This window comes from Bradyrhizobium sp. UFLA06-24 (assembly GCF_054967145.1).
In genome coordinates, this window is record NZ_JADFUE010000006.1 from 122,758 (window position 1) to 148,060 (window position 25,303).

Genomic DNA, 25,303 nt, shown 5'->3' on the forward strand with positions numbered 1-25,303 from the left:
TCGCAGGCCGGAGCGTGCTAAGCAGGCCGGCAACGGGCTGACGCCCCTCCTCCCCTGGACGTGAACATGCCGAGTTCGAAACCGCTGATGACCCAATCATCCGGCCCCGCCCCTGCCAGCGTCGAATCCGCGCTCCGCACGTTGGAAGCCGAGAGCGGCGGCCTCAACGCGCTCGCGGCCGCCCTGCGCGGCCCGCTGTGCCAGGCGTTCGCCAGGGCGGTCGACCTGATCCGCAATGCCAAGGGCCGCGTCATCGTCACCGGCCTCGGCAAGTCCGGCCATATGGCGCGCAAGATCGCGGCAACCCTCGCCTCGACGGGCACGCCGGCATTCTTCGTTCACACCGCCGAAGCTGGCCATGGCGATCTCGGCATGATCACCACGGACGACGTCATCATGGCGCTATCCTGGTCCGGCGAGCAGCCGGAAATGAAGACACTCGTGAACTACTCCGCGCGCTTTGCGATCCCGATGATCGCGGTGACGTCGAACGCGGCGTCTTCGCTGGGCCAGGCCGCCGACATCGTCATCGAGCTGCCGAAGGCGCGCGAAGCCTGCCCGCACAATCTGGCACCGACCACCTCGACCATGATGCAGGTCGCGATCGGCGATGCCATCGCCATCGCGCTGCTCGAAAGCCGCGGCTTCACTGCTCTGGAATTCGCCCATTTCCATCCGGGCGGCAAGCTGGGCGCGATGCTGAAATTCGTCCGCGACTACATGCGCACCGGCGCCGAGATTCCGGTGAAGCCGCTCGGCACGAAGATGTCGGATGCGGTGGTCGAGATGTCGGCCAAGGGTCTCGGCTGCGTCTGCATCGTCAATGCTGCGAACGAGGCCGTCGGCATCATCACCGACGGCGATCTTCGCCGCCACATGCGCCCCGATCTGCTGACGGCGCTGGTTGACGAGATCATGACCAGGAAGCCGAAGACCGTGCCGCCCTCGATGCTCGCGACCGAGATGATCGAGGTGCTGAACACGCGCAAGATCACGACGCTGGTGGTAACCGAGGCGAACAAGGTGGTCGGCATCGTGCACCTGCACGATCTCTTGCGGGCGGGCGTGGCGTAAGGCATCGCTCGTCATTCCGGGCGCGCCACTTGGCGCGAGCCCGGAATGACTATTGGGGAAACCGCGCCGCCTTCTCCTCCAGCGGCAGGCGCAGCCCGTTCGCCAGATACGACACCGTGCGATAAAAGCCGCACAGCAGCATGATCTCCAGGATTTGCGCCTCGTCGTAATGCGCCGACAGAGCGGCGAACTCGGCGTCGGTGAGGGTCGCGCGGTGATGGAGCGCGTCCACCGCCGCGATCAGGGCCTCCTCCGCCGGCGACCAGCAGGGCGAGGTCGCATCGCCCGCGACCGTCGCGCGGACCTCGTCCTTCGTGAGTTTTGCCGGACCGGCGAAGACCGCGACATGGACACCCCATTCGTACTCGCATTGGTTCAGAGCACAGGTGCGATCGATGACGATCTCGCGCTGGCGCAGTGAGAGCGGGCCCGGATCGAGAAGCCCGGCGGCGCGAAACTTCTCCCACGCGCGCGTGTGGGCGGCCATGACCCGGAACAGCACCAGCGGCGGGGCACCGCGCATGATGCGGTCGAACTGCGCCTGGATCTCCGGGGGATAAGGCTGATCGAGCGGGGCGATGCGCGGCGTCGGGGATGACATGAGCGTCCTCCTTGCTACAATTCTCGTAGCAGCACGCTACATTATCCGTAGCTAGACGCAAGAGGATCGCGATGGCGAAACAGGCAGGCTCTGGGGATCCCCGCGTGCGCGGCTCGCGCACCGGGCGGCCGATCATGGCGCTGCTCGACCTGCTCGGCCGACGCTGGAGCCTGCGAATTTTATGGGAGCTGCGCGAATTGCCCCTCACCTCGCGCGCGCTGCGCACGGCCTGCGACGAGGCCTCGCCGACAGTGCTGCAGGCCCGGCTGACGGAGCTGCGCGAGGCGGGCTTCGTGGAGCTCGGCGACGGCGGCGGTTACGGGCTGACCGCGCTCGGGCGGGAGTTGTGCGAGACGTTCATGCCGCTGCACCGGTTTGCGGAGAGGTGGAGGTCTTCTCCCTCGCCCCGCTTGCGGGGAGAGGGTCGGGGTGAGGGGGAGTCTCCGCGAAGACGGTGACAGTTGGACTCGCGGAGACTCCCCCTCACCCGATAATCAAGCTGCGCTTGACTATCGGCCTCTCCCCGCACGCGGGGAGAGGCGAAGAAGTCAAGCCGCCGCGACCGTCAAATTTGCCCCATCCACCTGCACCACCTTCACCCGTGTCCCTGCGGGCGTATCCGGACCCGCCACGCGCCAGACCGTATCGCCGATGCGAACGGTGCCGTTGCCGTCGATGATCGGCTTCTCCAGCGTGAACTCGCGGCCGAGGAGCGCCTCGGTACGCTTGTTGAGGAAGGGGCTGGCGCCGGCGTCGGGCTTCGGCCGGGCAAGCCGGCGCCAAACAGGGACGGCTGCGGCGGCGAACACCGCGAACATCACCAGCTGGATCTGCCACGAAATGACCGCGGTGAACGAAATCAGGCCGACCAGAAGCGCGGCAAGCCCGAGCCAGAACAGGAACACGCCCGGCGCGACCACCTCTAGCGCCATCAAGATGAAGCCGAAGATCAGCCAGTTCCAGTTGCCGAGCGATACGAACATGTCCGTCATGACACGACCTCCATGCGCTATTCCCTACCCCTGCCGCGGCGGGACCGCCGGCGGCGGCGAGCCGGTCGGGGGCACCGAACCGGTGCGGCGCGCGGCGGCGGTCGCAGAGGCAGCACTTTCGCCGAACGTCGCCTTCGCGATTTCGCCGATGCCGGCGAGCGATCCGAGCATGCTGGTCGCTTCCATCGGCAGCATGATGATCTTCTGGTTCGGCGCATCCGCGAACTGGCCAAACGCCTTGATGTATTTGTCCGCAATGAAGTAGTTCAGCGCGGCGACATCGCCCTTGGCAATGGCTTCCGACACCGCCTGGGTCGCCTTGGCCTCGGCTTCAGCGAGACGCTCGCGCGCCTCGGCGTCGCGAAAGGCGGCCTCGCGACGGCCTTCTGCCTGGAGGATCTGGCCCTGCTTGGCACCCTCGGCCCGCAGGATTTCCGACTGGCGCTGGCCCTCTGCGGCGAGAATGTCGGCGCGCTTGACGCGCTCGGCCTTCATCTGCCGGCCCATGGCCTCGACGAGGTCGGCCGGCGGCACGATGTCCTTGATCTCGATGCGGTTGACCTTGACGCCCCAGGGCGAGACGGCCGCGTCGACGACGCGCAGGAGGCGCTCGTTAATCTCGTCGCGATGCGATAGCACTTGGTCGAGATCCATCGATCCCATCACCGAGCGGATGTTGGTCATGGTCAGGACCGTGATCGCCTGGTTGAGGTTGGCGACTTCGTAGCTCGCCTTCGCCGCGTCGAACACCTGGTAGAAGGCGACGCCGTCCACCGTCACGGTGGCGTTGTCCTTGGTGATGACCTCCTGCTCGGGGATGTCGATCACCTGCTCCATCATGTTGATCTTGCGCCCGACCCGATCGAAATAGGGCACGATCAGGTTCAGCCCGGGGCTCAGCGTCTGCGTGTATTTGCCGAACCGCTCGATGGTCCAGTCATAGCCCTGCGGCACCGTCTTCACGCCGGCGATCAGCGTGACGATGACGAGCAATACCAGAACAATCGCGAAAATATCGAAACCGCTCATCTTTCCTCCAAGGCGGGAAAAGTCTCTTTCCCGCGCTGCCATTGGTCGGGATCAAGACCCTAGCGGTTCAGCAGCCGCTTTTCACGTCGGTATCGGCGCCATTCTGCACAAGACGCGAGGAGGGGAAATGGTCTCGATTATGTATTTGCGAACGGCTCTTGAAAGCGTGAAGGCGCAGACCTAGCGGCAAAGACTAAGGGTCATGCTCCTGTCGAAAGCTGAGCTCTCAGCCGCCCGCCGCGCGATTCACTTTCCAGGCCAGGACATCGAGCCGATCTGCCCCAAAAAAGATTTCGCCATCCCAGACGAAAGTGGGCGTCCCGAACACGCCGCTCCCATAAGCCTCCACGGTCCGGCTCGTTAAGGCGTCGCGAACGTTGGGATCATCTGCCTGCGCGACGATTGCGGGATCACCACCCGCCCGGACGACGGCTTCTCTCAACACCGCCGGGTCGGAAATGTCGCGCTGCTCATGCCACAAACCGTCGAACACAGCGCTCCGGAAAACCTCCTCGACCCGGTCCGAAAGCAGCGATGCAACGCACAATGCGGGAATCTGATTTGGCCGGTTGGGCCACTTCCAGGATGGCTTGAAAGGTGCGCCATAGAACGCGGCCATGCGGCGGATGTCCGCCATCAGATAAGCCCGCTTCGGCGGGATGAGCGTATCGATATAGGGCGCCCATGGCTCTCTGCCGGATTGCAGGTTGAGGATCACGTCGATGAAAATCGGGCGGCCGATCCATTCCACCTTGGTCGCCAAGCCGAGATCGGTATGGCGGACCCTGTAGTCAGCGAAATAAGCGTACGGTGACCTGAAGTCGTAATAGGTGTCGATTCTTGCTGTCATGGCTCATGATCTCTGAGATCACAGCGTCGTTGCAACTCCAGAATGCGCCATCCTACTCGATGACCTCGTTCGCGATTGCGAGCAGGTTTGGGGAAAGCGTGAAACCTAGCGCCTTGGCTGTCTTTAGATTGATGGCCAGCTCGAACTTGGTGGGGTTCTGGACCGGCAGGTCCGCCGCCCGCGCTCCCTTGAGGATACGATCGATATAGCCGGCGGCACGGCGGAGCTGCTCGGCGCTATCAGTGCTGTAGGACATCAACCCGCCTTCATCGACAAAGGCGCGGATGCAGAACACGGCCGGCAAATGCGCCTGCTCGATCGCCGCCAGCAGCGGCGCGCGGTTCGCGATGGCGAAGAAGTCCGGCAGCACCAGGAAGCCGCCATCCTTGCGCGAGGCCAGCGCGGCGATCGAAGCGACATCATGCACGGGCGCCGGCTCGACCGTCACATGCAGCGTCCGCGCGGCCTCCTCCACCGTATGCAGCATCAGCGCCGCGAACGGCGCGGTGGCGGGGTTGTAGACGACGAAGACGCGGGACACCTTTGGCGTGACCTGCGTCAGCATCTCCAGCCATTTGCCGGCGAGCGGGCCGTCGTAATCTGTGAAGCCTGTGATGTTGCTGCCGGGATGGGCCAGGTTCTGGACGAAGCCCTGGCTGACGGGATCGGTGACCACGGCAAATACGATCGGGATCGTCGTGGTGCGCCGGCGCAGCTCCTCCACCGAAGGCGTGCCGAGCGCGAGCAGGATATCGGGCTTGCGCGCGATCAAATCATCGGCAAGCTGCGCGACGCGCGCGCGATCGCCCGCGCCGCTGCGCCAGTCGATTTCGAGATTGTCTTGATCCTTCCAGCCATGAGCGGCCAGCGCCTCGGCAAGGGCCGTCCGGCCGATCACGTCATCGGCTGATGTGACAGAGAGCACGCCGAGCCGGCGCGGCGCCGTCGGCTGCGCCAGCACGGAGGGCGGCCATACCGCGAGTGTCCCAAGAAGCGCCAGACAGTCGCGGCGGTTCATGGAGCGCTCCTCAGATCCAGCCCTGAAGCTCGCGCAGCACCAGCGTACGGATCACGTCCATGCCTGGATCGCTGTCGTTGAGACAGGGGATCGCGGAAAATTGCTCGCCGCCATTGTGCTTGAAGATCTCGGCATTCTCCTGCGCGATCTCCTCCAACGTCTCGAGGCAGTCGGCGGAAAAGCCCGGCGTCACCACCGCGATGCGGCGCACGCCTTCCTTTGCCAACCGCTCCATGGTCTTGTCGGTATAGGGCTGCAGCCACTCGTCATTGCCGAAGCGCGACTGGAAAGTCAGCAGCAGCTTTGTTTCATCCATGCCGAGCCGACGGCGCAGCGCCTCTGTCGTGGCGATGCAGTGGCTCTGATAGGGATCGCCCTTCTCGACATAGGATTTCGGCATGCCGTGGAAGGAAGCGACGATCAGTTCGGGCTGGAACGGCAGTGTCGCCAGATGCGTCTCGATCGAGACAGCCAGCGCCTCAATGTAGGCCTCGTCCTGATAATAAGGCGGCGTCACCCGGAGCGTCGGCTGGTTCCGCAGGCGGGCGAGCACACGGAACACCTCGTCGCAGACGGTCGCCGAGGTCGAGGCGGAATATTGCGGATAGAGCGGAACCGCCAGGATGCGCTCGCACCCTTTCGCGATCAGCGCATCCATGCCCGCCTTGATCGAAGGATTGCCGTAGCGCATTGCCCAATCCACCACGACATGGGGACTATCAGACAGCGCGACGGCGAGCTTGTCGGCTTGCGAGCGCGTGATGGTCTTCAGCGGCGATTCGTTTTTCTCGTTGTTCCATATCTTCTGGTAGTCGAGCGCCTTGGTGCGCGGGCGGCTGCGCAGGATGATGCCGTTCAGCACCAATTGCCAGATCAGTCCCTGGTCCTCGATGACACGGGCGTCCGACAGGAATTCCTTGAGATAGACCCGCACGCCTGCGGCATCGGCGGTGTCGGGCGTGCCGAGATTGACCAGCAGCACGCCAACGCGCGGCTGGGCCGGGGGCGTTGCCTGCTTCGCGGTCTTGAGGGGGGCTAGGGTCGTCATAACCAGTTGCGTCGCGCGTTGCTCCGAACTTGTCAAGATGAGCCCGGTTTCGCTAGGGTCCTCCCAGCGGGGGAGGAACGATGACGCTCGCGGAATGGTGCGTGCTCGGAGCGTTACTGCTCTATCTCGTAACGATCGCCTCGATCAAATGGATCAGGTTTCGCGGCTTCGACAATTCCCGACCGCGCGATCCCGCCTTCTATCAGGACGCCATCGCGCAGCGCGCGCTCGGCGCCCACCAGAACGGGATCGAGACCTTTCCGTTCTTCGCTTTCGCCGTCCTGCTCGCCGAATTCCGCGACTCCCCGCAGCGCCTGATCGACGAGCTCGCGGTGCTGTTCCTGATCGTGCGGATCGCCTATGTGCTGACCTATCTCGGCGACCGCCCGACGCTGCGCTCCATCCTCTGGAGCATCGGCTTTGCGATCAATCTGGTGATTTTCTTCATGCCGATGTTGAAGCGGCTGCTGCCGGCGTGAGCTGATAAAATTGTAGGTGGCGCCTAAAAACACGTCGTCCGCTCGGCCGCGATATAGCCGAACAACAGGCCCGCTCCGAACAGCAGCACGAGGGCGGCGGCGCCGAGTTCGAGGCCGCGCATGAACAGCGCGCCGCCGCCATCGCTGGCCCCACTCAGGCGGGCGGCGATGTCCTTGGCGGAAACGGCGACGACCGCGATGGCCGCAACCGTGATCGCGGTGCCCAGCCCCATCAGGAAGGTCGCGGCGATGCCGGCCCAGAACAGGCCCTGAGCCAGCGCGAACACCAGCACCAGGATCGCCCCCGAGCAGGGGCGGATGCCGACGGTCAGGATCGCGGCAAAGCCGCGGCGCCAGCCCCCGGGGCCGGCGAGTTCGCTTGGGATTGGTCCATGGGAATGGCCGCAATGCTCGTCGTGGACGTGATCATGCCCGTGGTTGTGACGGGCGTGCGCGTGGTCGTGATGATGATGATCGTGCGCATCATGATGATGGCTGTGATGATGGCTGTGATCATGGAGGTCATGTGGCACGCCCGCGATCGCCGGCACCGGCTGCGTCGCCTGAAGCGCGCGGATGAAGGTTCGGCCCTTGATCCAGACCAGGCGCAGGCCGAACAGCGCGATCAGAGCATAGCTCGCGATCTCGATCGCGCCCTCCGCCTTGCACATGGTTCTGGCGGTGGCGTTCAAGATCCAGGCCGAGATGCCGACGATCAAGATCGCCACCAGCGACTGCATGAGCGCCGAGGCGAACGACAGCACGATGCCGCGCCGGGCCGTCTCGCGGTTGGCGACCAGATAAGAGGCGATCACCGCCTTGCCATGCCCGGGCCCGGCCGCATGGAAGATGCCGTAGGCAAACGAGATGAAGAGCAGCGTCCACACCGCCGAGCCGTCGGATTTCGCGGCGCGGATGGTAGACGACATCTGGCGATAGAACTCGGACTGCTTTGCCAGCAGCCAGCCGATGATACCGCTAGCCTCGGGCTCGGCGGCCTGCGCCGGCTTCGGCGCGCCGAACGGGTTTTGCGCGAAGACCTCGTGAAGCACGGCATCGGCTGAGCTCACGACCAGGAGCACGGCTGTGCAAGCAATCAACCCGCGCACGAGGGGCGACAGATGCGGCTTCAAGGGCAATCCACCGTGATCTTGTTGGCGAACATCATGCCGAAATTGGCGTTCGGGCCGTCCGTGAAGGTCTGCTCGTTGAGCTTTTGCGCGGTCGCGGTGCCGTCGCTCGGGCGATCGAGCTTCATCTGGCACGCCGAGGGCGCGCCGACCAGCTTGACCGGATTGTCCTTGGCCATCTGGAAATCGATGAAGAAGGAGCGGTCGAACACTTCGAGCACCAGCTGCTTGGGCTTGACCGGGTTCTTCAGCGGCAGGGTGAAATGCAGCGTCAGCACGGAGTCCTTGTAGTCGAGGAAATAATCGACCGGCTCCTGGAAGCGCTCTTTCTTGCCGTCGGCCTTCGCGAAGGTGAAGTAGGCATATTCCTTCAGGGACTCGACGTTGGTCTGCGCCAGCGGCACGAGTTCCTCGCGGGTGTAAGCGCCCTTGGTCTTGTTCTCGAGCCCCTGCACCGCATAGGCCGAGAACATGTCGTCAAAGGTCCAGGCATGGCGCACGCCGGTGATCGAGCCGTCCTCGGCGTAGAGCAGTTCGCTGGTCGCCGTGATCCAGACATGCGGATGCGCGCGCGCCACGCCTGACGCGAGCATCATGGCGGCGACGAGCAGGAGTCCCAGCAGGGCGCGCATGCCGGTCAGGCCGCCTTGGCGTCGTCGAGCAGGCCGCGGCGGCGCAGCAGCGCGTCGGGCTCGGGCGGACGGCCGCGGAAGGCCTCGTAGGCCGCTTCCGGATCGACCGATCCGCCGCTCGAATAGATGTCGTCGTGCAGACGCTTTGCCACGGCGGGATCGAAGATGTCGCCGGCTTCCTCAAACGCGCCGAAAGCGTCGGCATCCATCACCTCCGACCACATGTAGCTGTAATAGCCGGCCGCATAGTGGTCGCCGGAGAAGATGTGGCCGAACTGGGTCGGCCGATGCCGCATCGAGATTTCCTCGGGCATGCCGATCTTCTCGAGCTCGCGTCTCTCGAAGGCGCGGACGTCCTGAGCGTTTGCCGCCGGCTGGGAGTGGAACTCGAGGTCGAGCAGCGCCGAGGACACGAACTCGACGGTGGCAAAGCCCTGATTGAACTTTCGCGCGGCCAGGAAGCGGTTGAGCAGGTCATCCGGCAGCGGCTCGCCGGTCTGGTAATGGCGGGCGAATTGCTGCAGCACCTCGGGCCGCTCCTGCCAGTGTTCGTAGAGCTGGGAGGGCAGCTCGACAAAGTCGGTGAACACGGAGGTACCCGACAGCGAGGGATAGGTCACGTTGGACAGCATGCCGTGCAGGCCGTGGCCGAATTCGTGGAACAGGGTGCGGGCATCGTCGGGCGAGAGCAGCGAGGGTTCGCTGCCGGTGCCCTTGGCAAAGTTGCAGACGTTGAGGATGAGCGGCGCGATGTTGCCGTCGAGCTTCTGCTGGTCCCGCAGCGAGGTCATCCAGGCGCCGGAGCGTTTTGACGGCCGGGCGTAGTAGTCGCCGTAGAACAGTGCCTTGTGCTTGCCGTCGGGGCCCCTCACCTCCCAGACCCGAACGTCGGGGTGCCAGACCGGGACGTCCTTGCGCTCCTCGAAGCTGATGCCGAACAGGCGGGTGGCACAGTCGAAGGCAGCCGCGATCATGTGGTCGAGCGTCAGATAGGGCTTGATCGCGGCATCGTCGAAATTGGCGCGCTGAAGCCGCAGCTTTTCGGCGTAGAAGCGCCAGTCCCAGGGCGCGAGCTTGAAGTTGCCGCCCTCCTCCGTGATCAGCGCCTGCATCTCGTCGCGATCGGCGAGCGCCCGGGCCCGGGCCGGCTTCCAGACCCGCTCCAGGAGGCCGCGCACCGCGTCCGGCGTCTTGGCCATGGAATCCTCGAGCCGGTAGGCGGCAAAGGTCGGGTAGCCCAGGAGCTTGGCGCTCTCCTCGCGCAGCTTCAGAATCTCGCCGATCGCCGTGTTGTTGTCGTTGGCATTGCCGTTGTCGCCACGCGCCGTGAAGGCCTTGTAGACCTTCTCGCGCAGGTCCCGCCTTGCCGAGCTCTTCAGGAACGGCTCGGCCGAGGAGCGTGACAGCGTCACGATGGCCTTGCCTGCCATGTTGCGATCTTCTGCCGCAGCCTTGGCGGCGGCGATGAAGCTATCCGGCAGGCCCTGACGGTCCGCCTCCCCAAGCTCCAGGAACCAGTCCTGTTCGTCGCCGAGCAGATGATGACTAAAGCCGGTCGCGAGCTGCGCCAGCTTCTCGTTGATCTCGGCCATCCGCGTCTTGGCCTCGTCGGAGAGCCCGGCGCCGGCGCGATGAAAGCGGGTATAGGTGCGCTCCAGCAGGCGGAGCTGCTCCGGGTTGAGACCCAGATTGGCGCGGTTCTCGTGCAGCTGCGCGATGCGGCCAAACAGCACGGCGTTCATCATGATCGGATTCCAGTGCCGCGCCATCCGCAAGGAAACTTCCTTGTCGATCTCCAGGATGGCCGGATTGGAATGTGCCGAGACCAGATCGTAGAACACCGCCGCGACCTTGTTGAGCAGCTTGCCGGAGCGCTCCAGCGCTGTGATGGTGTTGGCGAAGTCGGGGGCAGCCGGATCATTGGTGATCGCCGCAATCTCGGCGGAATGGTCGGCAAAGGCCTGTTCGAAGGCGGGCAGGAAGTGCTCCGGCTTGATCTCGTTGAACGGCGGGGTCGCGAACGGCGTCACCCAGGCCTTGAGCAGCGGATTGGTCTCGGCGTCCGTAGTTTGGCTTGGGTCTGACATCACAAGTCCCGATTTTCGAGGCAATTTGTTGGGCCAGCTATAGCACGCCATCGGGCTTTTTTGGGCCATTTGGCCTTGCTCCCGCCCGCCTTTTCGGGGAGATTGCGGCCCTCGAAACACCGGACCCCAACGCCCATGAACGCGCCCTCCTCGTCCTCCCGTCAGATCGTCTGGCCGAGCGTCATCACCGTCGTCAGCGCCGCCATCCTGATCGGCGCCGAGGTGTTCGGCGCAGCGTTTGCCGGCGGCTGGGCGCTCGCGATTCTGCTCGGGCTCGGCGACCAGGCCGCGCACATCCTGCAGGCCGTGCTGTTCGCACTTGGCGTGCTGGTGATGACGGCCTTCATCCGCGGAGCTCAACGCGTCGAGCCGTTCTTCAAGCGCCGCTGACGCATCTTGCGCACAAGCAGCGCGCGCGAGGCTCAAAACTTAACGCCCGTTCATCTTCCGCGTCGCTCGCGCAACACTGCGCAAGCAGATGTTAGGCAATTCTGTTCGCAGCCTAAAAAAATTCTTGCGAAGCAGAGTCAAAACGCTTATGTGCGCTCTTGCCCAATTTCGCACGTGCCTGTGGTCGTGTGTCAGTCGGTAGGTATCCGGACAAGAGGCCGGACAGCCGCCAAGGGGTGAAGAAGCCGAGGGGCTCTTCGGAAGTGCGGAAGTCAAAGGCCGAAGGTCGCCAGACCCAGAGGTCCGAAGACGAAGCAAACCCGGAGCGCCCAGCATCTCTCTCAAAGAGATGCCTTGTCGAAGGTGACTTCGCTCTTTGCAACCGTGACTGGCAGCCGGAGGCGAACCGGCGCACCCCGCTCTCAACGGGGGACGCGACTTAAAGCAACGACGGATCGGGCTTTTTTGGTCTCTACCGGCATTCCACCGCCGGCGCGGGCTACTGAAAAGGCTTGTCCTTCATTGCCAGGTGAGCGGGCGGGAAACTCTCCCAACCAATCCACGGCAGCACAGTCTGGTTTGAGTTTTTTGGCCTCAGCGCGCCTCCATCGCGCGATGTGGCCGAAGCGCTCTTATCCGACGTCACGTTGATGCGGATCCCGTCGCTGGGACCGTTGGAGAGTGCCATGACCGAACGTATCCAGGAATTCCTGCGCAACCGCCGCAAGGATGGCCTCGACACCGAGCCGTGCCTCGTCGTCGACCTCGAGGTCGTGCGCGACAATTACCAGACCTTCGCCAAGGCGCTGCCCGACAGCCGCGTGTTCTACGCCGTCAAGGCGAACCCGGCGCCTGAGGTGCTGGCGCTGCTGGCCTCCATGGGCTCCTGCTTCGACACCGCGACGGTCGCCGAGATCGAGATGGCGCTGGCCGCCGGCGCGACGCCCGAACGCATCTCCTTCGGCAACACGATCAAGAAGGAGCGCGACATCGCGCGCGCGTTCGCGCTCGGCATCCGCCTGTTCGCGGTCGACTGCGTCGCCGAGGTCGAGAAGATCGCCCGCGCCGCTCCCGGCGCGAAGGTGTTCTGCCGCATCCTCTATGACTGCGCCGGCGCCGAATGGCCGCTGTCTCGCAAGTTCGGCTGCGACCCGGAAATGGCCGTCGAGGTGCTCGACGCCGCCAAGCGTCTTCGCCTCGAGCCGTGCGGCATTTCCTTCCATGTCGGCTCGCAGCAGCGCAAGGTGAAGGCGTGGGACCGTGCGCTGGCGATGGCCTCGCAGGTGTTCCGCGACTGCGCCGAGCGCGGCATCAACCTGTCCATGGTCAACATGGGCGGCGGCTTCCCGACCAAGTACCTGAAGGACGTGCCGCCGGTCGTGACCTACGGCCGCTCGATCTTCCGCGCGCTGCGCAAGCACTTCGGCAATCAGATTCCGGAGACGATCATCGAGCCGGGCCGCGGCATGGTGGGCAACGCCGGCATCATCGAATCCGAGGTCGTGCTCATCTCGAAGAAGAGCGACGAGGACGAGGTGCGCTGGGTTTACCTGGACATCGGCAAGTTCGGCGGCCTCGCCGAGACGATGGACGAGTCGATCCGTTACGCCATCCGCACCCGTCACGACGGCGCGGACATGACGCCGTGCGTGCTGGCAGGTCCGACCTGCGACAGCGCCGACGTGCTGTACGAGAAGAACCCGTATCCGCTCCCCGTGACGCTCGAGATCGGCGACAAGGTGCTGATCGAAGGCACCGGGGCCTATACGTCGACCTATTCGTCGGTGGCGTTCAACGGCATTCCGCCGCTGAAGACGTATCATATCTGATCCGCCTCTCTTTCGGGGCTTGACGAACCCGGGAGCCGGCTTGCCGGCTCCTCCCTGACATCTCTGATTTCTGACGACGCCTTGGAGTGGCGTGCTGCGCGCACGCCGGTCCAAGCGGGGACTGACGCGCCATGACCGCTTTTCGGAAGCCAAAGTTCGCCCTCACCTCGAAAGCCGCTCCGTTCGCAATTCGCAGCGAACGCGCTGCCGACGTCGCGATGCGTGAAACGCTGCTCGATGCCTGCTTTGGCGAGAACCGCCACGGCCGCACCTGCCAGCGCCTGCGCGACGGACGTGCACCTGCCGCAGGCCTTGCCCTGTCGGCGGTGCGCGAGGGCAAGCTCGTGGGAACCGTGCGGCTGTGGCACGTCAGCGCCGGAGGCAGGCCCGCCCTGGTCCTCGGACCACTGGCGGTGGATCCTGCCTGCCGCGAGCTCGGGATCGGCGCCGCGCTGATGCATCAAGCGCTGGCCGCCGCCCGGGCGCGCGGGCACGAAGCCGTCATCCTGCTCGGCGATGCGCCCTATTACGCGCGCTTCGGCTTCTCCGCCGAGAAGACCGGCGCGCTGGTGCTCCCCGGCCCGTTCGAGCGCGACCGCTTGCTGGCGATCGAATTCCAGGCGGGTGTGCTGGATGGAGCGGAAGGGATGATCGTCCCGACCGGCGCGGCGCTCGCCAAACGGAGGTCGGTTCGCGCCCTCCAGGCGCACGCGGCCTAAGGGATTGCCGTGATGGCGACGACCAAGGCCGCGGCGCGCGGCAACGCCGGGCCGCGCCTACGATAAGCCTGTTCCTTTGGGGTTGCGTGAGCCCCGGAAACGCCGTTTAACCCCACGAAATCCCCCTTTTCAGTCGAGGCCGAAAGCCATGTCCCGTCGCCTAATTTCCACCGGCTCCCCGCTCGAGAAGACCGTCGGCTACAGCCGCGCCGTGATCGAAGGCGAGTTCGCCTTCGTGGCGGGAACCACCGGTTATGACTACACCACGATGACGATGCCATCAGATGTCACGAGCCAGTCACGCAACTGCTTCAAGACCATTGAAGCCGCCCTGAAGGAGGGCGGCTTCGAGATGGCCGATATCGTCCGGGCGACCTACTACGTCACCGACGCCAGTGACATCGATGCCCATTTCGCCGTCTGCGGCGAGGTGCTGGGTGACATCAGGCCCGCTGCGACCTTGCTGGTCGTCAGCGCCCTCGCCAAGCCCGAGATGAAGGTCGAGATCGAAGTCACCGCCAAGCGCCGCAGCATCTAACAAGCGCCGCAGCGCCTGATCCACGTTCATTTTGTCCGACAGCACGTTCCGGAGAAACGATTCCATGAGCCTTCCCTCGCAGATCTACGCCAAGATCACCGGCCCCATCGTCATGGTCGGCTTCGGCTCCATCGGCAAAGGCACGCTGCCGCTGATCGAGCGGCATCTGGATTACGACAAGTCGCGCATCACCGTGCTCGATCCCAAGGACGAGGGCCGCAGGGCGCTTTGCGAGAAGCACAACGTCCGCTTCATCCAGAAGGGCCTGACCAAGGACAATTATCGCGAGGTGCTGACCCCGCTGCTTACCGAAGGCGGCGGCCAGGGCTTTTGCGTCAATCTCTCCGTCGACACCGGTTCGACCGACATCATGGAGCTCTGCAACGAGCTCGGCGCGCTCTATATCGACACCGTCAACGAGCCCTGGCTCGGCTTCTATTTCGATGCATCCAAGGGCCCGGAAGCGCGCTCGAACTATGCGCTTCGCGAAGTGACGCTGGCAGCCAAGAAGGCGCGGCCGAAGGGCTCGACGACCGCCGTGTCCTGCTGCGGCGCCAATCCCGGCATGGTCTCCTTCTTCGTCAAGCAGGCGCTGCTCAACGTCGCGGCCGACCTGAAGCTCAATGCGCCCAGGCCGAAGACCAAGGCCGAATGGGCGGATCTGATGCGGCAGGCCGGCATCAAGGGCATCCACATCGCCGAACGCGACACCCAGCGCTCGAAGAAGCCGAAGGAGCCCGACGTTTTCGTCAACACCTGGTCGGTGGAAGGCTTCCTGTCGGAAGGCGTGCAGCCGTCCGAGCTCGGCTGGGGCACGCATGAGAAGTGGATGCCGGAAAATGCGCACACCCACGAAGCCGGCTGCGGCGCCGCGATCTATCTGATGCAGCCCGGCGCCAACACGCGCGTGCGCACCTGGTGCCCGACCCGCGGCGCGCAATACGGCTTCCTCGTCACGCACAACGAGTCGATCTCGATCGCCGATTACTTCACGGTGCGCGACGCATCGGGCAAGGCGGTCTATCGGCCGACCTGCCACTACGCCTATCACCCGGCCGACGATGCCGTGCTGTCGCTGCACGAGATGTTCGGCCGCGCCGCGAAGATGCAGGAGAAGCACCACATCCTCGACGAGAACGAGATCGTCGACGGCATCGACGAACTCGGCGTGCTGTTGTTCGGCCACGACAAGAACGCCTATTGGTACGGCTCGCAGCTCTCCATCGAAGAGACCCGCAAGCTCGCGCCCTATCAGAACGCCACCGGCCTGCAGGTGACCTCCGCCGTGCTCGGCGGCATGGTGTGGGCGCTGGAAAACCCGAACGAAGGCATCGTCGAAGCCGACGAGATGGATTTCGATCGTCTCTTGGAAATCCAGTTGCCGTATCTCGGACCGGTGAAGGGCTTCTACACCGACTGGACGCCGCTGACGGATCGCCCGGGACTGTTCCCGGAGGACATCGACACCAGCGACCCCTGGCAGTTCAAGAACATTCTGGTGCGGTAGGGCGAGCCCTCTCCGTCCGTCATTCCGGGTTCGCGCTTCGCGCGGACCGGAATGACAGGCGGCCTCGACATCAAAAACTCGAAAACAACCCCATGCACAGTAGCCGCGGCCCGGCTATTTCTGTTTTTCCAAAGTTCACTTGACGCGTCGGGCAAAACAGCGGCAAGATGGCATGCTCATCATGCGGAGGCGTCGTCACCGATGGTGCCGGTGGGATCCAGTCGGAACGCCTTCGTCCCGGCAGCCGCTACTGCAGAAGGACCGGCAGATTGAGCGGGCCGCGGAAACCGAACCCGTGCCAGCGAACGCTCGCGGGATCAGGCAAGGTCATGCGGGGGAAGCGCTCGAACAGCATCGGGAGAAGGATGGCGCCGACCGTGCGCCGCGACAAATGCGCGCCCGCACAGTGATGCGGGCCGTTGCCGAAGGCCTGATGAGGATTGGGCTCGCGCAAGGCGTTGAAGTGCTCGCCGTCCTCGAAGACCTCCTCGTCCCGGTTCGCGGACGCCTGTATCGTCATCACTGTGTCGCCCTTCGGAATGAAGCAGCCCCGGATCTCGGTGTCTTCCATGACGAGCCGCGAGCTCGCCTGGATCGGCGCAACCCAGCGGACGCCTTCCTCGAAAGCGGATCGCCATTGGTCGCCTTCCTGGACTGCTTCGAGCTGGTCCGGGTTCGTCAGCAAGCCGTAGAGGATCGTCAGCAGCGCATCACGCGGTTCGTTGATACCGCCCCCGATCGCGATCTTGACGTTGGCGATCATCTGGCTTTCCGGAATCGGATTGGTCGCATTCGCCATGAAGGACAGCGCGGAGGAATCCGGCTCGGCGCGAACGCGTTCGACATTGGCGCGGATACATTCATCCATCTGCGCATTGGCGAGATCGGTTGCTTCGAAGGGCCCCGGCGTCCAGCCGAAATTGCCGGCGCCGTCGATCAGGGTCTGGGACCATCGCTGCATATCCTGATCGCTTGCGTCCGGAACGCCCATGACATGCGCCAGAATCCGCGCGGCGAGCGGTCCCGCGAGCGTGGGGAACAGATCAACCACCTCGCCGCGGGGCAGCCGTTCGAGATATTCGCCAGCCAGTTTCGCATAGAGCGGCGCCCAGACGGCCTCGATGGTCTTCGGCATCAGAGCCGGCATCATCGCCATCCGTTCGCTCCGGTGCTCGGCATGGTCCTTGCGCATCAGCGTGTGGGCCAGGAAGGCGCGCTTCATGGGCGTGTTCGGATCATCGGAGCTGAACAGCGCGGCGTTGTCCTTGACGAGCTTGGTGTCAGCAGCCTTGGTGAGGAAGGTGCGGCCGACGGATTTGACGCGGAGCACGGGCGCTTCGCGCCTCAGCCGCCTGTAGATCGGATAGGGATCGCGCGTGAGCTCCGCGATCGAAATGGTCTCGTCAAGGGGCGCCAGACTCGCGGTGGGCATGGGGTGATCCTGTGGCTGCAGGACGGTTGCCATTGTTGGATCATACACCGGGGCGCAGCGTGATGCCTGCTACTTCTGCTGGATCGGCGGCGCCACTTTCTCGGCCGGGGCGGGCGGCAGCGCAGGCTTGGCCGCGCCGGCGGCACCCTGCGTTTGCGGATCGGGGCGCGCCGGCTCGGGGGCCGGCGTGGTTGGACGCTCGCCGCCGGGCTTTGCCTCCGCGGGCGTCTTGTCCTGATCGTTGGACGGGGTGCCCTGGAGCGGCTGTGTCGCCTGTGCCAGCTCCATCCGGCTTTCGGCGCGGATTTGCGCAAGTGACATCACCGACACCACGACGCCTGCTGCGAACAGCGAACAGGCGATCATGAGATCTAGCTTCAGGTTTCGGTTGTTGTTCTGGCCGGGCATGTCGATCACCGCCTTCATCAGGGGAATCAACGAATTGCCCGGGCGGCGGTTCCGAACCCGCCGAAGCGGGAACTCCTCAGTTGGGCGCCAGAAGGCGGCGTTCACTCGGTCGTACTGACTTCCCATGTGGCATGCCGCACGCCCGGCAGGTGCTGCAAATCGGTCGCCACGGCGTTCAGCTCTTTCGGGTCGACCGCGCTGGCCACCAGCTTGGCGACGATCTCCAGCAGGTCGTCGCCGATCTCGACCACCTCGATATCGGCAACCGCATATTTCGCCGCTTCGAGCTTGTCGACGAGACGGTCGCGCATGTCGGGTAGCGCGTCGGTCGCGACCGCGAGCTTGAAGTAATAGGTGGCCTCCAGCGCCTTCTCGTCCAGCGGAATGCGGTTGATGGCGTTGACCAGCGGGCGCAGCAGCGTATTGCCGGCGATGACGAAGACGGTGAGCGCGGCTGCCTGCGCGACCATGTCGGCGCCGGCGCAGGAGCCGACCGCCGCCGAGGCCCATAGCGTTGCCGCGGTGTTGAGGCCGCGCACGTCCATGCCCTGCTTCATGATGACGCCGGCGCCGAGAAAGCCGATGCCGGAGACGACATAGGCGATCACCCTGACAGCACCGTCCGCCCCATCCAGATGCATCGCAAGATCGACGAAGGCGGCCGCTCCGACCGCGACCAGAACGTTGGTGCGCAGGCCCGCGGTGCGCTGGCGGTATTGCCGCTCGGCCCCGATCAGCGTGCCCAGCACAAAGGCCGTGATCAGGCTGACCAGCGTGTCGGCGAAGTCGGCGAGCTGGAAGGTCGTGAGAAATCGCATGGGCCCCTATACGGCGGGAACCATGACAGATCAAAGCTCCAGGAGGCCGCCGTCCCCATTTTCGTCCGCGAATGCGAGCAGTGTGCCCTTGGCGTTCCAGGCGATCGCGGCCACCGGCGGGGTGCCGTTGCGGCGGACCAGGATCTCGGCGCCGTCCTCCAGCCGCACCATCAGCACCGTGCCGTCGCTATAGCCGGCGGCGAGGATGTCGTTCTTCGGATGGCAGGCGACCACCGACACGCGCGCCTGCAGCGGCGCGAGCATCGCGGGCTCCTTGCCCATCGGGCCGTCCTTGCTGGCGAACGGCCAGATGATGACGGTGTCGGCGCCCGAGGTCGCGAGCCCCTTGCCGCCCGCGCTCCAGGACATCGAGCGGACGCGGCCGGGATAGCCGGTCATGCGCATGTGCCTGTTGTCGGCGAGCCGCCAGCCATGCAGCGCCGGCTCGTGCATCGCAGTGACCAGGAATTTGTTGTCCGGGCTGAAGGTGACGCCGTGATGCGAGCCGGCCCAGGGCAGGAACTCGGCCGATCCCTCCATGTTCGGAAACCACAGCGTGGCGCCGTTGTAATGCGCGATCGCGAGCCGCAGACCCTTGGGCGCGAACGCGAGCCCGCCGACGGTCGAGGGCACCTCGAGCGACTTCTCCTCGTTCTTGCCGCTCTTGACGGTTGCGATCTTGCCGGCCGACCAGGCGAAGGCGCCATCGGCGTGCAGCGCCACCGCATCGATCCAGCGCCGCTTGGGATCGGTGGCGAGCAGCGTCACCTCGCCCTTGGCGTCGAGCGCGACGACCTTGCCGTTGTCGCCGCCCATGATGATGCGCTTGCCGTCGGAAGCGGTCGAAAGAATGCCGCCACTGTGCACGGCGACCGTGGTGATCTCACCGGCGATGTCGACGAGCGCGACATTCTCCTCGCCGCCGACGAAGGCGGCGCGGGGCCCGAGAAAATGCACCGAGGTCACGGCCATGCCGAGCGTAACCGGCTTGACGCGGTCGGTGACGGAGACGATCGAGGCGGAATCGGGGGGCGGCGTGAACTCTTTCATCACGAGACGATGCAGCTCTCGAAGCCCTCGCGAATGGCCTTTTCCGGCAGTTCGCGGCCGATGAAGACGAGGCGGCTCTCGCGCTTCTCGCCCTCTTTCCACTTCCGCTGGTGGTTGCCCTCCAGCATCATATGGACGCCCTGGAAGACGTAGCGGTCGTCGTCGTCGTGGAAGGCGAGGATGCCCTTGGAGCGCAGTATCTTGCCGCCCTCGACCTGCACCAGGTTCTGCAGCCAGGGCATGAACACGTTGGGATCGAGCGGCTTGTCGGTCTTGAGCGAGAGCGACTGCATGTCCTCGTCGTGATAGTGCTTCAGGCCGTGGCCGTGGTCATGATCGTGATGATGGTCATGACCATGATGGTGGTGATGATCATGGTCGTGGTCATGATCGTCGGCTTCGAGGAAATCAGGCTCGATATCGAGGATGCGATCGAGATCGAACGCGCCGCGGTCGAGCACGTCGGCCAGCGCCACCGAGCAGCGCTCGGTGCGATGCAGCTTGGCATAGGGATTGATGCCGCGGATGCGGGCCTCGACCTCGGCAAGCTCGCCCTTGTTGACGAGATCCGTCTTGTTCAGAACGATGACGTCGGCAAAGGCGATCTGGTTCTTGGCCTCGGGCGCATCCTTGAGCCGGTCCGACAGCCATTTGGCGTCGGCAACCGTGACCACCGCATCGAGCCGGGCGTTCTTCTGCACGTCCTCGTCGACGAAGAAGGTCTGGGCGACCGGCGCGGGATCGGCAAGGCCGGTGGTCTCGACGATGATGGCGTCGAACTTGCCCTTGCGCTTCATCAGCCCGTCCATGATGCGAACGAGGTCGCCGCGCACGGTGCAGCAGATGCAGCCATTGTTCATCTCGAACACTTCCTCATCGGCGCCGATGATGAGGTCGTTATCGATGCCGATCTCGCCGAATTCGTTGACGATGACGGCGTATTTCTTGCCGTGATTTTCCGACAGGATGCGGTTGAGCAGCGTGGTCTTGCCGGCACCGAGATAGCCGGTCAGGACGGTCACGGGAATTTTGGAGGCGGTCGCTTCAGACATAACAACTCCGGACATAAGGCTGTCGCGCGACACTGACGGGGTCGCCCCGATGGGGTGGCCCCTGCCCTAATGGTCAAGCGCGCTGGTCAGGGCCTTTATATTGTGCCTGACCATATCAATGTAAGTGGGTGCAGGCCCCTTTTCGCCGGTCAAACCGTCCGAAATCAGGGTCCCGCCGACCTTGGCGCCGGTCTCGGCCGCGATCCGCCGGATCAGGCGGTCATCGCTGATATTTTCCAGGAACACGGCGGGGATTTTTTGGGCCCTGATCTGGCCGATGATACCAGCGATGTCCCGCGCGCTGGGCTCGGTTTCCGTGGAGACCCCGAGGGGAGCGATGAACTGGATGCCGTATTCGGCGGCGAAATAGCCGAAGGCGTCATGGGTCGAGATCACCTTGCGCCGCTCCGGCGGGATCCTGGCCACGGCCTCGCGGACCTCGCGGTCGAGCGTGTCGAGCTTTTCCAGATAGGCCTTGGCCTGGGCACGGAAGAATTCCCCATCTCCAGGGGCGGCAGCGGCGAGCGCGTTGGCGATATCAGTCACGTAGACCTTGGCATTGGGCACGGATTGCCAGGCATGCGGATCGGCCGCCGAGCCGAGCTGCAGCGGCGTGATGCCGGCGCTGGCGGTGACCACTTGCGCCTTGCTGCCGGAGGATTGCACCAGACGCGGCAGCCAGCCCTCGAGGCCGAGTCCGTTGACGATGACGAGCTTCGCCGCCGCGATACGCTTCGCATCGCCTGGCGCCGGCGTGTAGACATGGACATCGCTGTCGGCGCCGACCAGCGTCGTTACGCTGACCCGCTCACCACCGACATTGCGGACGAAATCGCCGAGGATCGAGAAGCTCGCGACGACGTCGAGCCGCTCGGCTGCGTGCAGCGGCGAGGCGATCAGCAGCGAAGCAAGGAGCAGAAGGATGCGCATCGTCACGCTTCCAGGTGCCGGCCGGGAAACATCTGGCGAACCAGTCCGCCGACGCTGCCGAACAGGACCGAAACGACATAGAGCGCGGCAGCCACGAGGATGATGGCGGGGCCCGAGGGCACGCGGGTCTGGAACGACAGCACGAGGCCGGCATAGCCCGAGACGGCGGCAGCGACGACCGCGATGCAGATCATCATCGTCAGGTCGCGCGACCAGAACCGCGCGATGCCGGCCGGCAGGATCATCAAGCCCACCGCCAGCAGCGTGCCGAGCGCCTGAAACCCGTTGACCAGGTTGACGACCACCAGCGCGAGGAAGGCGAGATGCGCGGGGCCGCCGGCGCGGCTGACGGTCCGCAAGAACAACGGATCGACGCTCTCGATCACCAGGGGACGATAGATCACCGCGAGCACCAACAGCGTCACCGTCGCGTTGAAGGCGACCACCAGCAACGTCTGGTCGTCCATCGCCAGGATGTTGCCGAACAGCACGTGCAAGAGGTCGATGTTGGTGCCCTTGATCGAGACGATGCTGACGCCGAGCGCCAGCGAGGCCAGATAGAAGGTCGCGAGCGAGGCGTCCTCCTTCAGCCCGGTCGAGCGGGCGACCACGCCGGCAAGGATCGCGACCGCGAAGCCGGCGATCAACCCGCCTGCGGTCATCGCGAACAGGTTGAGGCCGGAGAGCAGGAAGCCGACGGCCGCGCCAGGCAGGATCGCATGCGCCATGGCGTCGCCGACGAGGCTCATCCGCCGCAGCATCAGGAACACGCCGATCGGTGCGCCCGCCAGCGACAGCGCGACGATGGCGGCCAGCGCCCGCCGCATGAACTCGAATTCGGTGAACGGGCCGATCAGCGCGTCATAGATCATCTGAGATCAAGCCGCCCGCGAGTGGGCATCATCGGCGCAGGCCGCGGCGCTGTCGTCGAAGGCCTCGCACATCCGCATCGCCACCATGAGATTTTCCGGCGTCAGCACCTCCGCCGTCGGCCCCCAGGCCACAGGGCCGCGCGCCAGCACCAGTGTCTCGGTGAAATGGTTGCGCACCATCTCCATGTCGTGCAGCGCCGCGAACACGGTGCGGCCCTCGCCGTGCCAGCGCTTCACCAGCGCGAGCAAATCGGCCGTGGTCTTGCTGTCGATGGCGTTGAAGGGCTCGTCAAGCACGATCAGGCGCGCATCCTGGAGCAGCACGCGTGCAAACAGCACGCGCTGCATCTGCCCACCCGACAGCGTGCCGATCGACCGGTTCTCGAAACCGTTGAGCCCCACGGACGCAATCGCCCGGAGGATCTTGTCCCGCGCCGCCTTGCCGATGCCGCCGAACAGGCCGGCGTCGCGCCACAGCCCGGTGCCGACGAAATCGAAGACCGAGATCGGAAAGCTGCGGTCGATCTCGGCGCTCTGCGGCAGGTAGGCGATGTCCCTGCTGTCGAGCCCCCCGAGATGGATGCTGCCGTCGAGCGGCTTGAGGATGCCGACGATGCCGCGCAGCAGCGTCGACTTGCCGGCGCCGTTGGGGCCGATCACCGCGACCAGCGCGCCTGATGCGACCTCGCCGTTGAGATGGTGCACGGCCGGATGGCGGTCATAGCCGAGCGTGACGTTGCGGAATGCGACTTGGGCCATGCTCACCTCATCGCCAGGAAGACGATGCCCCAGAGCACGGCGCAGACGGCCAATGCGGCCGCGAGGCGCCCGGCCATGGTCATCCGCAGGATCGACCAGGGCGCGTCCTGGGCCGGATGTGGCGAAGCCGCATCGTGGACATGGGCATGGGTATGGTCGTGCCCGTGCGAATGCCCATCGAGGTGGGAATGGCCATGAGCATGGCCGGGATGATGGGTATGGGACGCGGCGGGAACCATGCCAAAGACGTTATATTATAACATTACGTCTGTCCACGGCCGGCTCAGGGGAGTCTCCGTGTGAGGGAGCGCCCCCTCACCCGACTTGCGCCGGACCATGCTTCGCATCGCCGGGGGCAAATCGACCTCTCCCCGCTGGGGAGAGGTGAACCGCCCCCTGCCGGCCCACTGCATCAATGAAGTTTTGAAATTCCGCGCAGCAAAAAAAGGCGGCCGCGTGAGCGACCGCCTTGTTGTCATTCCGGGGCGCGCGAAGCGCGAGCCCGGAATCCATTTGTCAACGCAGACTGGCGCCCGATGGATTCCGGGCTCGGCGCTGACGCGCCGCCCCGGAATGACCGGGTGAGCGCTCAGGCCTTCTCGAACAGGGACTCGACGTATTCCCAGTTCACGAGGTTCTCGACGAACGCCTTGAGATAGTCGGGACGGCGGTTGCGATAGTCGATGTAGTAGGAGTGCTCCCAGACGTCGCAGCCGAGGATCGGGGTGGCGCCGTGCACCAGCGGATTCTCGCCGTTGGGGGTCTTGGAGATCTCGAGCTTGCCGTTCTTGACCTGGAGCCAGCACCAGCCGGAGCCGAACTGACCGACGCCGGCCGCCTGGAAATCGGTCTTGAACTTCTCGAAGCCGCCGAGGTCCTCGTTGATCTTCTTCTCGAGCTTGCCCGGCAGCTTGGTGCCGCCGCCATTGGGCTTCATCCAGCTCCAGAAATGGATGTGGTTGTAGTGCTGGCCGGCATTGTTGAACACGGCGGGGTTCTTGCCGAACGAGCCCTTGACGATCTCCTCAAGGGACTTGCCTTCCCATTCGGTGCCCTTGAGCGCGTTGTTGCCGTTGGTGACGTAAGCCTGATGATGCTTGTCGTGATGGAATTCCAGGGTTTCCTTCGACATGAACTGGCCGAGGGCATCATAGGCGTAAGGGAGTGGGGGCAGCGTAAAGGTCATGGGTTCTTGTCCGCAACTGGTGGGGAACGGGGCTTAACGGTCACCCCTTATAGAAGGTTCCGGCGCCGCAAAATACCGTCAATTTGCGAAAAGGCGCGATGCGATCGCGTGGATTGATTGCACAAATTCGCCGCAGGCAACCATGTTCACCCTGATGTGCTGCAAAATATCATTGCCTTTGAAGCGGTTATGGCAGAACGGATGCACCACGCAGCCGGGGCCGCAAGGTAGAAGCCATGAGCATCGAGATCGACATCCTCAACGGCGACGCCTCGTGGCGGATCGCTGAGCCGCTCCATCAGGCGGTCTGGGGCCCGGACATGATCGCGGGCAAGCCGTGGGCTCACGTCAAATGGGCCAATGCCGATCTGCGCGTGCTGATCGAGACGCCGGAGGATGGCCTCGTCTGCCATGTCGGCATCTATTTTCGCACCATCACCTGGAATGGACAGAAGCTGCATGTCGGCGGCATCGGCGGCGTCTGCACGCGCGAAGACCGCCGCAACCGCGGCTATGCGACCATGGCGATCGACGCCGCCGTGCACACGATGCGCGCCAACGAGGCGGTTCGCTTTGCGATCCTGTTCTGCGAGCCGCACAATTTCGCGTTCTACCAGAGCCGCAGCTGGCTGCCCTTCAATGGCGAAGTCTATTGCGAGCAGCCGGAGGGGCGGATTCGCTTCGATTACATGGCGCCTTACGTCTTCAACGTCGTCCGTGCGCCGACGCTCGGCACCATCGATCTGTGCGGTCTGCCGTGGTGAGCTTCGCGCGCGTCATTGCGCCGGCCACCGAGGCAAATGCACGCAGGCGGATAAGCTTTGGAATGTGATTCTCTTCAGCGTTGCACTATCCTGCTGGGCTGCTATGGAG

30 protein-coding genes are annotated in these 25,303 nt (G+C 64.6%); 10 read left to right on the forward strand and 20 right to left on the reverse strand.

Annotation, left to right across the window (positions count from 1 at the left end; translation table 11 throughout):
• The first annotated feature begins 66 nt into the window (after positions 1-66).
• On the forward strand, positions 67-1,074 hold the full coding sequence (locus IF809_RS07930) for a KpsF/GutQ family sugar-phosphate isomerase (RefSeq protein ID WP_164938903.1): 1,008 nt from the start codon (positions 67-69) through the stop codon (positions 1,072-1,074).
• Positions 1,075-1,123: 49 nt separating this feature from the next.
• Here IF809_RS07930 and IF809_RS07935 read toward each other — a convergent pair whose 3' ends face one another.
• Positions 1,124-1,675: a carboxymuconolactone decarboxylase family protein gene (locus IF809_RS07935; RefSeq protein ID WP_128968518.1), complete on the reverse strand. Its 552-nt coding sequence runs from the start codon at positions 1,673-1,675 to the stop codon at positions 1,124-1,126.
• A 71-nt stretch (positions 1,676-1,746) separates the two neighbouring features.
• Here IF809_RS07935 and IF809_RS07940 point away from each other — a divergent pair, with 71 nt between their 5' ends.
• Complete coding sequence (locus tag IF809_RS07940) at positions 1,747-2,133, forward strand: winged helix-turn-helix transcriptional regulator (protein ID WP_462837291.1); 387 nt, start codon at positions 1,747-1,749, stop codon at positions 2,131-2,133.
• Between the two features lie 90 nt (positions 2,134-2,223).
• On the opposite strand, the gene IF809_RS07945 is transcribed toward IF809_RS07940, so the two are convergent.
• From IF809_RS07945 to hemH, 5 genes are all read right to left on the reverse strand, one after another.
• Complete coding sequence (locus IF809_RS07945; RefSeq protein WP_462837292.1) at positions 2,224-2,667, reverse strand: NfeD family protein; 444 nt, start codon at positions 2,665-2,667, stop codon at positions 2,224-2,226.
• Positions 2,668-2,691: 24 nt separating this feature from the next.
• Positions 2,692-3,696, reverse strand: a complete 1,005-nt coding sequence (locus IF809_RS07950; RefSeq protein WP_128968521.1) for an SPFH domain-containing protein — start codon at positions 3,694-3,696, stop codon at positions 2,692-2,694.
• A gap of 226 nt (positions 3,697-3,922) precedes the next feature.
• Complete coding sequence (locus tag IF809_RS07955; protein WP_462837293.1) at positions 3,923-4,546, reverse strand: DsbA family protein; 624 nt, start codon at positions 4,544-4,546, stop codon at positions 3,923-3,925.
• 52 nt (positions 4,547-4,598) lie between these two features.
• Positions 4,599-5,564 carry an ABC transporter substrate-binding protein gene (locus IF809_RS07960; RefSeq protein WP_462837294.1) on the reverse strand — a complete coding sequence of 322 codons (966 nt, stop codon included), beginning with the start codon at positions 5,562-5,564 and terminating at the stop codon, positions 4,599-4,601.
• A gap of 10 nt (positions 5,565-5,574) precedes the next feature.
• Complete coding sequence (hemH, locus tag IF809_RS07965) at positions 5,575-6,612, reverse strand: ferrochelatase (protein WP_128968524.1); 1,038 nt, start codon at positions 6,610-6,612, stop codon at positions 5,575-5,577.
• An 80-nt stretch (positions 6,613-6,692) separates the two neighbouring features.
• On the opposite strand from hemH, the gene IF809_RS07970 reads away from it, so the two are divergent.
• Positions 6,693-7,091: an MAPEG family protein gene (locus IF809_RS07970; protein ID WP_453993450.1), complete on the forward strand. Its 399-nt coding sequence runs from the start codon at positions 6,693-6,695 to the stop codon at positions 7,089-7,091.
• A 23-nt stretch (positions 7,092-7,114) separates the two neighbouring features.
• Here IF809_RS07970 and IF809_RS07975 read toward each other — a convergent pair whose 3' ends face one another.
• Genes IF809_RS07975 through IF809_RS07985 form a run of 3 tightly spaced genes read right to left on the reverse strand, consistent with a single transcriptional unit; the run spans position 7,115 to position 10,940 of the window.
• Positions 7,115-8,224: a nickel/cobalt transporter gene (locus tag IF809_RS07975; protein ID WP_462837295.1), complete on the reverse strand. Its 1,110-nt coding sequence runs from the start codon at positions 8,222-8,224 to the stop codon at positions 7,115-7,117.
• Positions 8,221-8,853, reverse strand: coding sequence for a DUF1007 family protein (locus IF809_RS07980; RefSeq protein ID WP_128968527.1), 633 nt, complete (start codon positions 8,851-8,853; stop codon positions 8,221-8,223). Before IF809_RS07980 ends, IF809_RS07975 begins: the two co-directional genes overlap by 4 nt.
• A gap of 5 nt (positions 8,854-8,858) precedes the next feature.
• Complete coding sequence (locus IF809_RS07985; protein WP_462837296.1) at positions 8,859-10,940, reverse strand: M3 family metallopeptidase; 2,082 nt, start codon at positions 10,938-10,940, stop codon at positions 8,859-8,861.
• A gap of 135 nt (positions 10,941-11,075) precedes the next feature.
• Between IF809_RS07985 and IF809_RS07990 the strand changes: the two genes are divergently transcribed.
• The gene (locus IF809_RS07990) at positions 11,076-11,330 is read left to right on the forward strand and encodes a hypothetical protein (RefSeq protein ID WP_462837297.1); all 255 of its coding nucleotides are present in this window, start codon (positions 11,076-11,078) and stop codon (positions 11,328-11,330) included.
• Between the two features lie 499 nt (positions 11,331-11,829).
• Here the strand turns inward: IF809_RS07990 and IF809_RS07995 are convergent, their stop codons facing one another.
• Positions 11,830-12,018: a hypothetical protein gene (locus tag IF809_RS07995; protein WP_164938904.1), complete on the reverse strand. Its 189-nt coding sequence runs from the start codon at positions 12,016-12,018 to the stop codon at positions 11,830-11,832.
• On the opposite strand from IF809_RS07995, the gene IF809_RS08000 reads away from it, so the two are divergent.
• From IF809_RS08000 to IF809_RS08015, 4 genes are all read left to right on the forward strand, one after another.
• Positions 12,017-13,159, forward strand: a complete 1,143-nt coding sequence (locus tag IF809_RS08000) for a type III PLP-dependent enzyme (protein ID WP_462837298.1) — start codon at positions 12,017-12,019, stop codon at positions 13,157-13,159. The genes IF809_RS07995 and IF809_RS08000 overlap by 2 nt on opposite strands.
• Before the next feature lie 131 nt (positions 13,160-13,290).
• Positions 13,291-13,878, forward strand: a complete 588-nt coding sequence (locus IF809_RS08005) for a GNAT family N-acetyltransferase (protein WP_128968531.1) — start codon at positions 13,291-13,293, stop codon at positions 13,876-13,878.
• Between the two features lie 148 nt (positions 13,879-14,026).
• Positions 14,027-14,416, forward strand: a complete 390-nt coding sequence (locus tag IF809_RS08010; RefSeq protein WP_462837299.1) for a RidA family protein — start codon at positions 14,027-14,029, stop codon at positions 14,414-14,416.
• A 64-nt stretch (positions 14,417-14,480) separates the two neighbouring features.
• Complete coding sequence (locus IF809_RS08015) at positions 14,481-15,923, forward strand: homospermidine synthase (protein WP_462837300.1); 1,443 nt, start codon at positions 14,481-14,483, stop codon at positions 15,921-15,923.
• 247 nt (positions 15,924-16,170) lie between these two features.
• Here the strand turns inward: IF809_RS08015 and IF809_RS08020 are convergent, their stop codons facing one another.
• The 9 genes from IF809_RS08020 to IF809_RS08060 all read right to left on the reverse strand — a co-directional run bounded on the left by IF809_RS08020 (position 16,171) and on the right by IF809_RS08060 (position 23,483).
• Positions 16,171-17,355: a cytochrome P450 gene (locus IF809_RS08020; protein ID WP_462837301.1), complete on the reverse strand. Its 1,185-nt coding sequence runs from the start codon at positions 17,353-17,355 to the stop codon at positions 16,171-16,173.
• Between the two features lie 69 nt (positions 17,356-17,424).
• Positions 17,425-17,763: a hypothetical protein gene (locus tag IF809_RS08025; protein ID WP_164939070.1), complete on the reverse strand. Its 339-nt coding sequence runs from the start codon at positions 17,761-17,763 to the stop codon at positions 17,425-17,427.
• Positions 17,764-17,864: 101 nt separating this feature from the next.
• Entirely contained in the window at positions 17,865-18,581 is a 717-nt protein-coding gene (locus IF809_RS08030) for an MgtC/SapB family protein (RefSeq protein WP_462837302.1), read from the reverse strand.
• Between the two features lie 30 nt (positions 18,582-18,611).
• Complete coding sequence (locus tag IF809_RS08035) at positions 18,612-19,631, reverse strand: WD40 repeat domain-containing protein (protein ID WP_164938905.1); 1,020 nt, start codon at positions 19,629-19,631, stop codon at positions 18,612-18,614.
• Positions 19,631-20,683 carry a CobW family GTP-binding protein gene (locus IF809_RS08040; protein ID WP_128968537.1) on the reverse strand — a complete coding sequence of 351 codons (1,053 nt, stop codon included), beginning with the start codon at positions 20,681-20,683 and terminating at the stop codon, positions 19,631-19,633. Before IF809_RS08040 ends, IF809_RS08035 begins: the two co-directional genes overlap by 1 nt.
• A gap of 66 nt (positions 20,684-20,749) precedes the next feature.
• Complete coding sequence (locus IF809_RS08045; protein ID WP_453980722.1) at positions 20,750-21,613, reverse strand: metal ABC transporter solute-binding protein, Zn/Mn family; 864 nt, start codon at positions 21,611-21,613, stop codon at positions 20,750-20,752.
• Between the two features lie 2 nt (positions 21,614-21,615).
• Positions 21,616-22,485: a metal ABC transporter permease gene (locus tag IF809_RS08050; protein ID WP_128968539.1), complete on the reverse strand. Its 870-nt coding sequence runs from the start codon at positions 22,483-22,485 to the stop codon at positions 21,616-21,618.
• Positions 22,486-22,491: 6 nt separating this feature from the next.
• The gene (locus IF809_RS08055) at positions 22,492-23,244 is read right to left on the reverse strand and encodes a metal ABC transporter ATP-binding protein (RefSeq protein ID WP_462837303.1); all 753 of its coding nucleotides are present in this window, start codon (positions 23,242-23,244) and stop codon (positions 22,492-22,494) included.
• A gap of 2 nt (positions 23,245-23,246) precedes the next feature.
• Entirely contained in the window at positions 23,247-23,483 is a 237-nt protein-coding gene (locus tag IF809_RS08060; RefSeq protein ID WP_462837304.1) for a hypothetical protein, read from the reverse strand.
• Positions 23,484-23,580: 97 nt separating this feature from the next.
• On the opposite strand from IF809_RS08060, the gene IF809_RS08065 reads away from it, so the two are divergent.
• On the forward strand, positions 23,581-23,829 hold the full coding sequence (locus tag IF809_RS08065) for a hypothetical protein (RefSeq protein ID WP_462837305.1): 249 nt from the start codon (positions 23,581-23,583) through the stop codon (positions 23,827-23,829).
• 4 nt (positions 23,830-23,833) lie between these two features.
• Here IF809_RS08065 and IF809_RS08070 read toward each other — a convergent pair whose 3' ends face one another.
• The gene (locus tag IF809_RS08070) at positions 23,834-24,430 is read right to left on the reverse strand and encodes a superoxide dismutase (RefSeq protein WP_084808431.1); all 597 of its coding nucleotides are present in this window, start codon (positions 24,428-24,430) and stop codon (positions 23,834-23,836) included.
• A gap of 236 nt (positions 24,431-24,666) precedes the next feature.
• On the opposite strand from IF809_RS08070, the gene IF809_RS08075 reads away from it, so the two are divergent.
• Complete coding sequence (locus IF809_RS08075) at positions 24,667-25,194, forward strand: GNAT family N-acetyltransferase (RefSeq protein WP_128968543.1); 528 nt, start codon at positions 24,667-24,669, stop codon at positions 25,192-25,194.
• Positions 25,195-25,303: the final 109 nt, after the last annotated feature.

Coding starts and splice junctions, on each gene's coding strand:
- IF809_RS08055 (WP_462837303.1), bottom strand. CDS start 23,244: ATGGCCCAAGTCGCATTCCGCAACGTCACGCTCGGCTATGACCGCCAT.
- IF809_RS08070 (WP_084808431.1), bottom strand. CDS start 24,430: ATGACCTTTACGCTGCCCCCACTCCCTTACGCCTATGATGCCCTCGGC.
- IF809_RS07945 (WP_462837292.1), bottom strand. CDS start 2,667: ATGACGGACATGTTCGTATCGCTCGGCAACTGGAACTGGCTGATCTTC.
- IF809_RS08045 (WP_453980722.1), bottom strand. CDS start 21,613: ATGCGCATCCTTCTGCTCCTTGCTTCGCTGCTGATCGCCTCGCCGCTG.
- hemH (WP_128968524.1), bottom strand. CDS start 6,612: ATGACGACCCTAGCCCCCCTCAAGACCGCGAAGCAGGCAACGCCCCCG.
- IF809_RS08025 (WP_164939070.1), bottom strand. CDS start 17,763: ATGCCCGGCCAGAACAACAACCGAAACCTGAAGCTAGATCTCATGATC.
- IF809_RS07980 (WP_128968527.1), bottom strand. CDS start 8,853: ATGCGCGCCCTGCTGGGACTCCTGCTCGTCGCCGCCATGATGCTCGCG.
- IF809_RS08005 (WP_128968531.1), top strand. CDS start 13,291: ATGACCGCTTTTCGGAAGCCAAAGTTCGCCCTCACCTCGAAAGCCGCT.
- IF809_RS07950 (WP_128968521.1), bottom strand. CDS start 3,696: ATGAGCGGTTTCGATATTTTCGCGATTGTTCTGGTATTGCTCGTCATC.
- IF809_RS07990 (WP_462837297.1), top strand. CDS start 11,076: ATGAACGCGCCCTCCTCGTCCTCCCGTCAGATCGTCTGGCCGAGCGTC.
- IF809_RS08000 (WP_462837298.1), top strand. CDS start 12,017: ATGACCGAACGTATCCAGGAATTCCTGCGCAACCGCCGCAAGGATGGC.
- IF809_RS07960 (WP_462837294.1), bottom strand. CDS start 5,564: ATGAACCGCCGCGACTGTCTGGCGCTTCTTGGGACACTCGCGGTATGG.
- IF809_RS07955 (WP_462837293.1), bottom strand. CDS start 4,546: ATGACAGCAAGAATCGACACCTATTACGACTTCAGGTCACCGTACGCT.
- IF809_RS08030 (WP_462837302.1), bottom strand. CDS start 18,581: ATGCGATTTCTCACGACCTTCCAGCTCGCCGACTTCGCCGACACGCTG.
- IF809_RS08010 (WP_462837299.1), top strand. CDS start 14,027: ATGTCCCGTCGCCTAATTTCCACCGGCTCCCCGCTCGAGAAGACCGTC.
- IF809_RS08075 (WP_128968543.1), top strand. CDS start 24,667: ATGAGCATCGAGATCGACATCCTCAACGGCGACGCCTCGTGGCGGATC.
- IF809_RS08065 (WP_462837305.1), top strand. CDS start 23,581: ATGCTTCGCATCGCCGGGGGCAAATCGACCTCTCCCCGCTGGGGAGAG.
- IF809_RS08050 (WP_128968539.1), bottom strand. CDS start 22,485: ATGATCTATGACGCGCTGATCGGCCCGTTCACCGAATTCGAGTTCATG.
- IF809_RS08060 (WP_462837304.1), bottom strand. CDS start 23,483: ATGGTTCCCGCCGCGTCCCATACCCATCATCCCGGCCATGCTCATGGC.
- IF809_RS08015 (WP_462837300.1), top strand. CDS start 14,481: ATGAGCCTTCCCTCGCAGATCTACGCCAAGATCACCGGCCCCATCGTC.
- IF809_RS07995 (WP_164938904.1), bottom strand. CDS start 12,018: ATGGCACTCTCCAACGGTCCCAGCGACGGGATCCGCATCAACGTGACG.
- IF809_RS08040 (WP_128968537.1), bottom strand. CDS start 20,683: ATGTCTGAAGCGACCGCCTCCAAAATTCCCGTGACCGTCCTGACCGGC.
- IF809_RS07940 (WP_462837291.1), top strand. CDS start 1,747: ATGGCGAAACAGGCAGGCTCTGGGGATCCCCGCGTGCGCGGCTCGCGC.
- IF809_RS07970 (WP_453993450.1), top strand. CDS start 6,693: ATGACGCTCGCGGAATGGTGCGTGCTCGGAGCGTTACTGCTCTATCTC.
- IF809_RS08035 (WP_164938905.1), bottom strand. CDS start 19,631: ATGAAAGAGTTCACGCCGCCCCCCGATTCCGCCTCGATCGTCTCCGTC.
- IF809_RS07935 (WP_128968518.1), bottom strand. CDS start 1,675: ATGTCATCCCCGACGCCGCGCATCGCCCCGCTCGATCAGCCTTATCCC.
- IF809_RS07930 (WP_164938903.1), top strand. CDS start 67: ATGCCGAGTTCGAAACCGCTGATGACCCAATCATCCGGCCCCGCCCCT.
- IF809_RS08020 (WP_462837301.1), bottom strand. CDS start 17,355: ATGCCCACCGCGAGTCTGGCGCCCCTTGACGAGACCATTTCGATCGCG.
- IF809_RS07985 (WP_462837296.1), bottom strand. CDS start 10,940: ATGTCAGACCCAAGCCAAACTACGGACGCCGAGACCAATCCGCTGCTC.